The following is a 12209-nucleotide window of genomic DNA, read 5'->3' as shown; positions in this document are numbered from 1 at the left end:
AGCGTAGTCCACCTCACCCTGAGCTTCGTTTAAGGGTTTGCCATGCTCCAGACAAAGAATCCGGCCGACTTCTTCTTTGTTCGCTCTGAGGGCATCACGGATATCTTCCAGCCATTTTCTGCGGGTTTCAATGCTGTAGGGGTTAGTCAGCCTTAGTGCAGATTTGCCTGCATTAACCGCTGCCTTCACCTCGCTTTCGGGCATGGAGGCTACCTTGGCAATCACCTCACCCGTTGCCGGGTTATAAACATCAAAGGTATTGCCCTGTTCATTCTCAGTCCAGCGACCGCCGATGTAGCCAGTCATTTTTTCCAGCAGTGGTGACTCGATCATTTCGGCTCCTATTCAGTCAATAACGACACCCGGGGAGGTGCACAGTTGTGTCGGTTAAGTGTGTCTTCCATAGTGGATGCAGAATCTCAACCTGTAAAGCCGGTGGGGCAGCTTTTGACCATTCTCGGTCTATGCCTATACTCCCAGTGCTTATACTCGCTAGAACCGGAAACCCAGGAGGTCGGATAATGAAAGCGTTTTTCCATCCCGCACAAGACCAGCACACGCCCCTTACCTACTTCACACGGGGCCAGATGCGGCAGCCTCAAGAGGTGCCGGATCGCACCAGCCAAATGCTGGAAGGCCTGAAAGAAATGGGCATACCAGTGCTGGAGCCTGCTGATCACGGAGCCGGCCCTATTTCCAAAGTGCACGATCTTGGGTATCTGCGCTTTCTCGAGTCTGCTCATCGTCGCTGGATTAAAATGGACGATTGGGGGGAAGAGGTGATTTCCAATATTTTTGTCCGCGCCCCAAATCACCTTACAGGTATTTTAGCGGAAGCCGCCCGGTATCAGGCAGACGGCAGTTGCCCCATTGGTGAACACACATGGCATGCGGCTTATTGGTCTGCCCAGACGGCCCTGGGTGCAGCAGAGGCGCTGATAGCGGGCGACCGTACAGCCTATGCTGTCTGTCGACCGCCGGGCCATCATGCCCGCAAGGATGCTGCCGGCGGCTTTTGCTATCTCAATAACGCAGCCATTGCAGCCGAGCATTTGAAACCCAGGTTCCCGCGCATAGTCATTCTCGATACCGATATGCACCATGGCCAGGGCATACAAGAGATTTTCTACGATCGCAGCGATGTGCTTTATATTTCGATCCACGGCGATCCGACCAACTTCTACCCTGTGGTTACCGGCTTCGAGAATGAACGGGGTGAAGGAGAAGGGTACGGTTACAATATCAATCTGCCTATGCCCCACGGCTCATCCGAGGAGGATTTCTTCGGGAAGCTTGAAGAGGCCATGGCGGCCATTCGACTGTTTCAGCCAGATGCAATGGTTCTGACGCTGGGTTTCGATATCTACAAAGATGATCCCCAGGCCAAGGTTTCTGTGTCCTCTGAGGGGTTCTGCCGGCTCAGCACCCACATGCGCCAGCTCGGCCTGCCTACGTTAATCGTGCAGGAAGGCGGCTACGATCTGGACACCCTAAGCGAGAACGTTCAGCAGTTCTTCAAAGGGCTGGCCGACTGAAGCACTATGAGGCGGGGGCGTAAACCTTGATGTTTTCGTGCCCCTCGGCCTTCAGATGCACAGCGTGCATACGGCTCATGGTGCCACGATCGCAATACAGCAAGTATTGGCGGTTAGCGGGAAGCTCTGGAACTTTCCGGTTCAGTTCGTAAAACGGAATGTACAGAATCTCGTTGCCGGTCAGGTGCAGCGGCGATTGCTCGCCTTCCGTGGGGTGCCGCACATCGATAATGACATCGCTAACGGACGGCGTTTTTACCAGGCCCACATCTTCGGGGGTGGTGATGGTTTCCAGCAACTCACTGACTGCGGTGTCTTCACGAGCATCAATGGCACGCCTCAGAACCATGGGATCCATTGCCGTCTCCTCTTCCTCCACCCGACTCAGCTTCGCTCGAGTGGCCGGCTTTTGGGATATCACGCCGCAATACTCGGGCATGTTGCGGGCATAGGGTTCTGTGCCGATGTCCCGGGCAATACCGATAATCGTCTCTTTGTCCATGGCAATCAGCGGCCGCAGAACGACCTCGTCGCTAGCCCGGTCTACGACATTCAGGTTGGTCAGAGTTTGGCTTGATACCTGGCCCGCCGCATCTCCGGTTACCAGAGCAGCCGCGTTGTTGTTTCGGGCAATCTCGCTGGCCGCTTTCAGCATCTGCCGCTTCAGCACCACGCCCCAATGTCGGTGGCCGACTGTACGCATGATTTCTTCGACCACGCTGTCGAAGGGCACGGAGATAAATTTGGCACCGTGAGACGCGCCATAGCGATCCCACAGATAGTGAACAACTTGCCGCACACCCACTTCATGGGCCACACCACCAAGGTTGAAAAACAGGAAGTGGCTGCGCAAACCCCTGCGCAGCATCAGGTACGCGGCTACCGAAGAATCATAGCCTCCCGACATCAGCGTCAGTACGTTCTCGACACTGCCCAGCGGGTAGCCACCCAAGCCGCGGTGCCTGCGATGGGCAATGTGGAACTGATCGTCTCGCACCTCAATGCGCACCTCCACCTCAGGCGACCTCAGGTCGACCCGGGCACTGGAAACGTTGTGCATCAAAACGCCTCCTACGAAACGCTCAAGATCAATTGAGCGGAAGTTGTGTGCACCATGGCGTTTGACCCGGACAGCAAAGCTTTTGCCGTCGAGGCGGCCAGCAAAGGCTGCCACGGTTTTCTCGGCAATGTCATCAAGGCTGGCAAACGGAAACGCCGCTATTTCCTGAATGGTAGATATGCCGGGAATACGCAAAAGCTCATCAACTACCAGGCCGCTCAGGCCTCTGCCCTCAGGCACATCAACATCCACTCTGTCCCAAGTGCCATCTACCACAATATCGTGAGCCAGCCGGGCCATAAGTTTACGGACATTCTGGCGCAGATGGCGCATCTGCTGCCGACGAACAGGCTTGCTCTTGATGGCGACTTCCGGGGCAGGACGAATAAGCAGTTTCATAAATGGGCGTTTTGTCGGATGGTGTATGATCGGAAAAGGGCATAGTGTAACGTTTCGGCGCTATGCCTCAAAATCGGGTATTACCGCAACACTCAGGAGCCTTTCCTTACATGACCGCACCCACCATTAATGCCCTTGTTTCCCCTGAGGGCAGCCTGGAAATACTGTCCAATCACGAAGTTAACTTGCTCAAAGACCGAAGCGAAGGTGGCCTATATCGACTTTTCAGGCAATGTGCCTTGCTGTTCTGAACACCGGTGTCGTGACCGATGACTGCCAGGATTTGATGGAGGCCCATGCGGATTTTGATATACGCCTGATACCGCAACCCAGGGGCCTGAAGCTTGAGCTGGTCAATGCACCAGCACACGCCTTCGTAGACGACGAAATGCTCCGAGCCATTCGTGAGCATTTGTTCTCGGTGTTGCGAGATATTGTTTACACCCATTCGACGCCCCAATTTGCCAAGGCTCTGAAGAGCAACGGGCCAGACGACCTTACCAACATGGTGTTTCACATATTGCGCAACGCCAGAGTTCTACAGCCAGGCCGCCAGCCTGACCTGATTGTTTGCTGGGGCGGGCACTCCATTAGCCATGACGAATATCAATACAGCAAAGAAGTTGGCCACCAACTAGGCTTGCGTGAACTCAGCATTTGTACTGGTTGTGGCCCAGGCGCCATGAAGGGACCGATGAAAGGGGCCACCATCGGCCACGCCAAACAGCGTGTAAAGAATGGCCGTTATATTGGCATTACCGAGCCGGGCATTATTGGTGCAGAGGCACCCAACCCTATCGTTAATGAATTGGTTATCTTGCCGGATATCGAAAAGCGCCTGGAAGCCTTTGTGCGCTGCGGCCACGGCGTCATCGTTTTCCCCGGCGGCGTAGGCACTGCCGAGGAAATCTTGTATTTGCTGGGCATTCTTCTGCACCCAGACAATGTCGACCTGCCCTTCCCGGTGGTTTTCACGGGCCGGCCGGAAAACGCTGAATATTTCGAAATGATCGACAAATTCATCCGTAACGCCCTGGGAGATGAAGCTGCCAGCAAGTACGAAATCATTATTGATGACCCAGTGCGAGTGGCCCAGGCCATGAAAAAGGGCATGCAGGAGGTCGAAACCTTTCGTCGTGCCATGCAGGATGCCTACTACTTCAACTGGATGCTGAAGATAGATCCAGTATTCCAGCTGCCCTTCGAGCCGGATCACGAGAACATGCTTGCCTTGGAATTACACCGCGATCAACCCGTGCACTTGATTGCTGCGAATCTGAGAAAGGCATTCAGTGGCATTGTGGCAGGAAACGTAAAAGAGGGGGGCATTCGAAAAGTTCAGGAGAAAGGGCCGTTTGAAATTGCCGGGGATCCGACTCTGATCAAGCCTCTTGAAGCCATGTTGGAGCAGTTTGTTGCTCAAAACCGCATGAAACTGCCGGGCACCTCAGCCTACCGCCCAAGCTATCGGATCATCAGCACAGCAGCCTAAGCTGCTGTGCTGATGCATAGCGTTTACTTACCGCCAGCTGGCAGGCTGGCAAAGTAGGCTGCCAGATTGGCAATGTCTTCATCACTGAGGGCCGCTGCCTGACCCTGCATGATGGCCGCCTGGCCGCCACTGCGCTGCTTGTTTTTGTAGGCCTTCAGCGCAGACGCCAAGTACTGCTCATGCTGGCCTGCCAGATTCGGATACATAGGAATCTGGGCAACACCGTTCTGGCCATGGCAAGCAGCACAAACTGCGGCTTTTGCCTTGCCTGCAGCTGCATCGCCTGCGGCGGAAGCTACCGCAGGAACAGCAGCGCTCAATGCGAAAAGTCCTGCAACGGCATAGTGTTTAAGATTCATTATGATTAACCTCTCATCATCGTTTAAAGTTTTTCAAACCGGTATTCTGAACCAGACAATAACTGGTTGAAACTTATAGCACAGCCTTGCCGTCACGCAAATGCCATAGATCAAGGCGCTCGTTTCAACGAACGAACAAAGCCTGCACTCGAGATTACTTTTATCACCCGGAGACACCATTAATGTCTGTAGAGGTTCAGGAACTCCCCTGTCGCGAAGGCCATATAGGCGTATTAACCCTGGATACCCCCGGCACGCTAAATGCTCTCTCTGAGGAGATGATCATTACAATAAGAGACAGCCTGGAGCGCTGGGCGACAGACGAGCGCATCTGCGTTGTGCTCCTGCGTGGCGCCGGGAGCAAGGGTTTTTGCGCCGGGGGCGACATTCGGGATTTGTACCTGTCATTAACGGGCACTGAAAATCCTGAAGCTGCTTTTAGCGTGTTTCGGCACGAGTACAAGCTGGATTATACCTTGCACAGATATCCCAAGCCCGTTGTGGGTATGGGGCACGGCATTATTATAGGCGGCGGCTTGGGCCTGTTTTCTGCTTGCCGCTACCGGCTCCTGACGCCAGGGGCCACTCTGGCCATGCCAGAGATGTCTATTGGCCTGTTCCCGGATGTTGGCGCAAGCTGGTTTTTGAATCGCCTGCCAGGACGCCTCGGGTTGTTTATGGGGCTGACGGGGGCGCGCCTGAATACTACGGATGCCTTGCGGGTGGGGCTGGCGGACATGGCGCTGCCAACAGAGGATCAGCAAGGCCTTTTAGCGCAACTGCAAAACGAGCGCTGGAGCGGCCAAGGGGCAGCGGATGACAGTCGATTATGCAACTTGCTGAGGCGGCTTGAGGCAACAAATTACCGCGCGTTGCCTGCAAGCCAACTGGCATTGCACGAACGGGACATTGCTAGGCTGTGCACAGGCACCAGCTTGCCAGAAATCGTCGACCGGCTGCAGGCAGCTCCCATAGAAGGTGAATGGTGGCAGACCTGCATGAAAACGCTAAAAGGGGGCTGCCCTGTATCGGCTTGGCTGATCTGGAATCAGCTCAGAAAAGCTCAGCAAATGCCTCTGAAAGACGTGTTCCGAATGGAGCTGGCCATGGTCTGGGAGTGTGTGCGCCGGCCTGATCTGACTGAAGGCATACGGGCACGACTGATAGATCGGGACCAGAACCCCCAGTGGTCTTTCTCACGTATCGAAGACGTACCTGAAGCGGTTATTGATGCCCACTTTCTGCCGGTGTGGAACGACGAAACAGATCCCATGCAACTGGAATAGACCAAACCTTCTTTAAAGCTCGGCTCCAGCCTGTACCAACAGCATTTCCAGATCCGGATGGTTACTGGCCCGGGCCACATCCAGCGCCGTCACACCATTTTCTGCGCGAAAATTCACATCGGCACCCGCCGCCAGCAGCATTTCAGCTGTCAGCAGGTCGCCACTGGAAGCCACCTTCATTAGCAGTGACTCTCCATCCTGGCTCACATTAACGTTAGCCCCAGCCGTCAGTAATACTTTTACCACCGACAAGTGCCCACCCTCAGCCGCACGCATTACCGGCGTGTAGCCTTGGGAATCCGCAGCGTTCACTCTGGCGCCGGCTGATAAAAGTAGGCGCACAAGCCGACGGTCGCCTTGCCCTGAAGCCACTATCAAAGGTGTAACCTGATCGCTCTGGGCAAGATCCGGCTAGCGCCGCTGCTTAACAGATACCACGCGATACGGTCTTCCCTTCCAAGAACGGCAGCCATCAGCGCGGTGCCGTTTTCGGTCAGGGCATTCAAAGGCGCACCCGACTCTGCCAAGTCGCTAACAGCCTCAAAATCGCCTTCCGCCGCTGCGTGGTACAGAGCCGAACCAGAGGCATTTTCTGCCTGCTGGCCAAGGTTAGCCGGAGTTTCTTTGGAGGCGCACCCAGAAAAAGCAGTAACCGCTAATGTAAGCAGCAAAAAAGATAGCAGGATCGAATACTGGGAGAAGCCGGTTCCCTTGGCCATAACGAACAGTCTCTGTCAGATAATTAGAGCCTATTCTGGGCAGGTGGCCCCCATAAATAAATCGAGCGGGTCACAACTCTGGCCCGTTCTGCAGAAGTTCATCGACTAACCCACGCAAACGGCCTTCGCCATCGCGCTGCCCCGAACACAACCCCTCCTTTTGCAGCTCTGGCCAGCTCCACCCCTGCAATACCGCTCGGCACCAAAGGCTCGCCTCTGCCTGGGCCCGAAGCCAATGGGCAAAACCGGGGGCCAAACTCAGGTCTCGTAGCACCGGGATCATTAGTTGGAAACCCCGGTGGCCTTCACCAAAGTTCTGCAGATCTCGAATATCCGCTGCATCTGGCCCGCACTGTGATGGCAAGCCGGAGGTTATATTTACCAGCAGCTCGGGCTCCAAGTCTTTCCAGTTCAGCGGCACGAGTACCAGCCAGTGCTGAGCCAAGCGTGTGCGCACCTGCTTAATCAGAGACACCCCTTCCGCACCGCAAGCCTGAACCATCTGTACCGGATACTCTCCGCTTGTGGCCTCCTGCTGCAACCCGATGCGCACAGTCTTCAGCCCACATGACGCCCAGAAGGTGTGTAGCTCGGAGCTGCCACCAAAACTGGTACCCGTAAAGTCCAACCCTTCACGGTCTGCGCCGGCAATTGCCGCAGCAACCAGGCTACGCCCGATACCTAATCGCCTGGCCTGCGCTGCGACCGCTATGCGAATAATCCGTAAACCGCGCTGGCTTGCTGCTTGCGGAAAACCGCTGTGGCTGGCCAAAGACTGGGGTAAAAGATGCCCGCGTACCCGGCGCCTGCCGCTGGCCACCTGTGTTGCCAGCTCTTCACTCAAGCCTCCCTCCACAGCACCCCAGAGCACGCCCACGGTTTTGCCACCTATCATGGCACGCCAGCTTCTGGCTGCAGGATCGTCCAGCCACTGCCGAAGGTCTGCTGGAGTTGTCCGGTAATGGGCATCCACCAAAAGGCCGAAAGCATTGGCCAGCTCTGCCTCTGAAGCTTGGGCAGGCTGCCAGGCTCTATCGTCACCTCACCTGCTAGCGCCTCCGGCAGAGCCCCGGAGCTATGCTCCGCACCCAATAGAAATAACCTGGATATCAGTGGCTCCAGCGGATCTCCATCGGCCCATCGCACCGGTTGGGACAGCGTGTGGGACTGCCATTGCGGCGTTTTCTCATCAAGAACCCGGCGAAAACGAATGGCAAACCCACGTCCCGCGCCCTCATAACCATGAACCGTGGAAGCAAAAGCCACCCTTGGCCAGCCCAGGAGAACGCGTTTTAGCAGTGAAACCGGAATAGCTGCTGCCTCGTCTACCAAAACCACTTCAGCTTCCGGCTTTTCCCGAAGTAAATCCCGAACCGGTAAGAAGCGCAGCTGTGCCCCAGACACAATGTCTATGCGGTTATCCTTGGCTCTTAATACATCCGCGCCAAGACGTTCCACGGCATGCGCAAACAGAGTGTTCACATTATCTCTTGAGGGCGCAGTCACCAGTATCTGTCGGCGCCCTTGCTGCAGTAATTGTGCGGCGGCTATACCAAGAGCCGCCGACTTGCCCCGCCCACGATCTGCGGTTACCACCAACGGCCGGCGCCTACGCCCCAGGCCGAAAGCCACCAATTTGCGGATCAAACCCTGCTGGTCGGGCGTAGTAGCAACCGTAAACTCAGAGGCGAGTGCGGATAACTCAGGAAGAGGTGTCACCTCAGACGAACCGAGCTTCACCCGAATCACGGAAGAATCAGCGTCCAGAACACCCGCCATGCGCTCAGCAAACGGGTGAACCTGGTCATGATCCAAGCCGGTTCTGGAATAGTCCGGATCGGCAAAATGCCCCCATGCCTCAGGTGAAGGCATCATCCAGAACAGCAACCCGCCAGCCTTCAGCGTGCCCGAAAGCGCCGCCAAAGCATCTGGAGGATTACCACGCCAGCCATCCCAAACAATCAGTGGCGTTTCCCGGCCCAGCCATTGCCGAGCTTTCACAGGCTCAATACTGATTAGACGGTCATCCGGCGTATCATCGGCTGCCCCAACCCAGAGCCCGCCTTCCAGCTCAATAACGGGAAGAAGAGTTTGCAGCCACTGCATAGCAAGATCACGCGCGCCCTCCACTAGCACCATCCGACGCTCTCCAGCGAACGTAAGGCCAGTTTGCAGTAGGCGCCAGGCAGCTGCATCTGGCGTAGGCGCTACGATTCCAGAAGTCATTAACTAAGGTCTATACCGTGGGTTTTCAGGTTACTGAGTGCACAGTGTTCCAGGGCACCCTGATGTGTAGCGCGCAACCGCACTCTTGGCGCTGTGCCGGCTTCAAAGGCTTCATGCCAGCGGGCCGCACACAGGCACCAGCCGTCGCCAGCCTTTAAACCTGGAAATCCGAAGGCAGGCACTGGCGTACTCAAATCGTTACCTCGAGCCTTGGAAAACGCCAAAAACTCATCGGTCATCACCACGCAAACCGTATGCGAGCCATGATCATCCGGCCCTGTATTACAGCAGCCATCGCGGTAAAACCCGGTTTCAGGGTCAGTGCCACAAATTTCCAGTTTCTCGCCCAGCACATTGATTGGTTCTTCAATTTGCATACATATTTCCTCTAGCTTCGGGTGTTAGCGACGAGGCAGAGCCTTATCCAAAATACGCTGTAAATACATCCATGTACGCTCGGCTCCGCCATCCATGGCTCCGCACGATTTTGGATAAGGCTCTGCCTCGTCGCTCTCCAATTCGTAAGGTGAATTCGTTAAGTTAGCCAATCATGTTAACGGTACAGGTACCCGCGCTACCAGTTGGCCCGTACAATAGCATCTATGCCAACCCATACCCCTGAATCCTCCGCCCTAGATTTGCCCAATTTTCTCACCGACGAGCAACGGGCGATTATTACCGCCGGCTACGAGCATTCGGTGATCACCGCCGTGGCTGGCAGCGGTAAAACATCCACGCTGGCCTGGCGCATCCGCTACCTGCTGCAACAAGGCCATGATCCCGCCCGTATTGTGGTGCTTATGTTCAACCGCAGTGCCCGGGTGGATTTTGAGCGCAAGCTAAAAGAGGTGTGTCACCAGAGCGGGCTGGCGTTGCCCGAGATACGCACGTATCACGCCATGGGGCTGCGGCTGTATAAGCGATTTGTGCACGAAGGCTACCTGCCTGGCTTCTCTGAAAAAATTCTGACTGAGCAGGAGATCAGCTTTCAAGCCTGGCTGTTAACGCGGCGGCTGGCGCCCGAGGATCTGGCAGATGAAATTCGGCGCAACAAAAAAGACTTTGTGGAGACGGCAACTGGATTTATCGATCTGGTAAAGACCACTTTGTCCCCAGCTGAAATAGTGTTTGAGGAGCTCGGGTACTCAGACAAGCATCGATACCTGATTGATTTGTTTCACAGCTTTGAGCAATGGCGGAAAGGGCAAAGCCGGATCAGTTTTGCCGACATGCTATACGAGCCGGTGATGGCAATTCACCAAAACCAACCGCTACAGCGGCTAGTGAGCAACAAGATGGACCTGATTCTGGTAGATGAATACCAGGATACCAATGAGATTCAGCACCTGCTGCTACGCTACGTTGCTGGCGACAGGGCTCGGGTAACGGTGGTGGGGGATCCAGACCAGACCATTTATGAGTTCCGGGGCGCCAAGCCAGAGTTCATTCTCAAGCGCTTCAGCGATGAGTTTGAAAGCCCGCTGGAACAAACGTTGAGTTACACGTTCCGTTACGGCCATCGCGTGGCGCTACTGGCCAACCATCTGATCTGCCACAACACCGGGCGCAAGGATGTGCTTTGCCATTCCCACCCTTCAACACCAGCCACAGAGGTTACTCTACACCGGGCGGAGAGCGATGCAGATACTGTGCTGCAGATCCTTGGCCAGCAAACCGACATTAAGCTGGCAGATACCGCCATTTTGTTCCGGGTTTGGAGCCAGAGTGTGCCCATTGAGCTCAAGCTCCTGGCACAACAGATTCCTTACCGGATTGATGCCGGCAAAGGTGCGCTATTCAGCCGTGAGGTGCAGGCCATCACCGCCCTACTGATGGTCGTTTCGGGAAAACTGGAAAATCTACCGGAGGCAGACCGGCTGGAGATGGCACGGCAGCTTCTGCGCTTTCCCCATGTGGGCCTTAAAGAACAGGAACTGGAGCAACTCGCAAGGTTGTTGGCGGGGTTTGCCAGCGGGTGGCACGAACACCTGCTGGCATTGGATTTTGGCGCGCTGTCACCCATGGCAGCACGCAAACTGCGTAAACTCGGTGAAGTTCTGGAACAGCTGCGTGGATATTCCGGCCCCGTTTCAGGCCTGATTACCGTTTATGCGGAGCACACCGACCTGTACGAAGGTGTTCGCAGCCTTGCGCTGACCCATGACGGCGCAGAGGAACGCATTGATACAATCCACGGGTTCCGCGAATACCTGAAAGGTTTGAATGTCGATGCAGGGAGTGCCCTTGCACACCTCAAAACACTACGACAGCAGGCCAGCGAGAAGCAGAGTGGCGAGGGCGTACTGCTTTCCACCATTCATCGCACCAAGGGACTGGAGTGGCCCCGAGTAATCATCCCCGGGCTGCAGGAAAAGTATCTGCCACACAGCCCGAGGCCACAGGATGATGTCAGGGCTTTTTTGGAAAGCGAGCGCAGGTTGCTCTACGTTGCCATGACCCGCACCCGGCAATCACTGCACTTAATCAGCCGACCCACTAGCAAACAGCCCCATCTGGATGGCGAACAGGGGCCTAGCCGCTTTGTTGAGGAATGCTGCTTTGAACTTGCCAGCGAATTTGGGCGCTGGCTGGATGAACGAACACCGGGCACCGATTCATTTTTGAAGCTGGAAGCGCCGCTGACGCCGGTCAGCTCGCGCTATGCGTCGCGAGAAGGCGTTGCGCTTGAGGGCGAGATACAAACCCAAGACACTTCATCCGCCCCCTTGTGGCATCAACAGCGCCTTAACCACTCTATTTTTGGCATTGGGGCGGTGGTCTCTGAAGACGAAAGTTCGTTTGAAATTCATTTCAACAGCGGCGAGAAAATGAACTTCAGCAAGAAGAGCGCGCACCTCTATTTCAGCATTCCGCTCTCGGAAAATACCTAATGATGTCGCCAACACAGCAAGAGACACTTACGTTTCCTAATGTAACGTTAATCTTCAATGTTTTGTTTTTTGTGATCCTTTAGCTTAGATTGCGCGTATTGCATGAAATGTGGTTATTTAAAACTCAGTAACATTTTAACGATAATCGGACAGGAGGTTCTGCATGAACATCATGCGCCCAATCGCGATGGCAGCCATTGCGAGCACTTTTGCGGCCCCAGCCTTGGCTGATCGCAAGGAAA

Annotated in this window: 11 protein-coding genes and 1 pseudogene; 4 read left to right on the top strand and 8 right to left on the bottom strand. The window is 55.3% G+C overall.

Translation table 11 applies throughout. The features are described 5' to 3' along the window. Window positions 1–333: aldehyde dehydrogenase family protein (locus tag BCA33_RS15615; protein ID WP_139173034.1), on the bottom strand; the 333-nt coding region annotated here is incomplete at its 3' end. 188 nt (window positions 334–521) lie between these two features. On the opposite strand from BCA33_RS15615, the gene BCA33_RS15610 reads away from it, so the two are divergent. After that, on the top strand, window positions 522–1535 hold the full coding sequence (locus BCA33_RS15610) for a histone deacetylase family protein (RefSeq protein WP_071267293.1): 1014 nt from the start codon (window positions 522–524) through the stop codon (window positions 1533–1535). Window positions 1536–1539: 4 nt separating this feature from the next. Here the strand turns inward: BCA33_RS15610 and thiI are convergent, their stop codons facing one another. After that, window positions 1540–2994, bottom strand: coding sequence for a tRNA uracil 4-sulfurtransferase ThiI (gene thiI / locus BCA33_RS15605; RefSeq protein ID WP_071267291.1), 1455 nt, complete (start codon window positions 2992–2994; stop codon window positions 1540–1542). 110 nt (window positions 2995–3104) lie between these two features. Between thiI and ppnN the strand changes: the two are divergent. Then, a pseudogene (ppnN, locus tag BCA33_RS15600) lies at window positions 3105–4486 on the top strand (nucleotide 5'-monophosphate nucleosidase PpnN). Window positions 4487–4509: 23 nt separating this feature from the next. On the opposite strand, the gene BCA33_RS15595 reads toward ppnN, so the two are convergent. Further along, the gene (locus BCA33_RS15595) at window positions 4510–4845 is read right to left on the bottom strand and encodes a c-type cytochrome (protein WP_071267289.1); all 336 of its coding nucleotides are present in this window, start codon (window positions 4843–4845) and stop codon (window positions 4510–4512) included. Window positions 4846–5027: 182 nt separating this feature from the next. Between BCA33_RS15595 and BCA33_RS15590 the strand changes: the two genes are divergently transcribed. Continuing rightward, entirely contained in the window at window positions 5028–6131 is a 1104-nt protein-coding gene (locus BCA33_RS15590) for an enoyl-CoA hydratase/isomerase family protein (protein WP_071267287.1), read from the top strand. Between the two features lie 12 nt (window positions 6132–6143). On the opposite strand, the gene BCA33_RS22135 is transcribed toward BCA33_RS15590, so the two are convergent. The 5 genes from BCA33_RS22135 to BCA33_RS15575 all read right to left on the bottom strand — a co-directional run bounded on the left by BCA33_RS22135 (window position 6144) and on the right by BCA33_RS15575 (window position 9453). Further along, window positions 6144–6503: an ankyrin repeat domain-containing protein gene (locus BCA33_RS22135; RefSeq protein ID WP_254774488.1), complete on the bottom strand. Its 360-nt coding sequence runs from the start codon at window positions 6501–6503 to the stop codon at window positions 6144–6146. Window positions 6504–6505: 2 nt separating this feature from the next. Continuing rightward, window positions 6506–6850 (bottom strand): ankyrin repeat domain-containing protein, encoded by a 345-nt coding sequence (locus BCA33_RS22130; protein ID WP_083394792.1) that lies wholly within the window; start codon window positions 6848–6850, stop codon window positions 6506–6508. 70 nt (window positions 6851–6920) lie between these two features. Next, a complete protein-coding gene (locus tag BCA33_RS22125) occupies window positions 6921–7823 on the bottom strand; it encodes a GNAT family N-acetyltransferase (protein ID WP_254774486.1) in 903 nt (300 codons plus the stop codon). After that, entirely contained in the window at window positions 7742–9076 is a 1335-nt protein-coding gene (locus BCA33_RS22120) for an AAA family ATPase (RefSeq protein WP_254774484.1), read from the bottom strand. Before BCA33_RS22120 ends, BCA33_RS22125 begins: the two co-directional genes overlap by 82 nt. Next, a complete protein-coding gene (locus BCA33_RS15575) occupies window positions 9076–9453 on the bottom strand; it encodes a DUF2237 family protein (RefSeq protein ID WP_071267285.1) in 378 nt (125 codons plus the stop codon). The genes BCA33_RS22120 and BCA33_RS15575 overlap by 1 nt, the downstream gene beginning before the upstream one ends. Window positions 9454–9678: 225 nt before the next feature. Between BCA33_RS15575 and BCA33_RS15570 the strand changes: the two genes are divergently transcribed. Further along, window positions 9679–11967 (top strand): ATP-dependent helicase, encoded by a 2289-nt coding sequence (locus tag BCA33_RS15570; RefSeq protein ID WP_071267283.1) that lies wholly within the window; start codon window positions 9679–9681, stop codon window positions 11965–11967. Window positions 11968–12209 lie beyond the last annotated feature (242 nt).

The organism is Marinobacter sp. AC-23 (assembly GCF_001858325.1).
GTDB lineage: Bacteria > Pseudomonadota > Gammaproteobacteria > Pseudomonadales > Oleiphilaceae > Marinobacter.
This window is presented reverse-complemented; position numbering and strand designations above follow the sequence as displayed.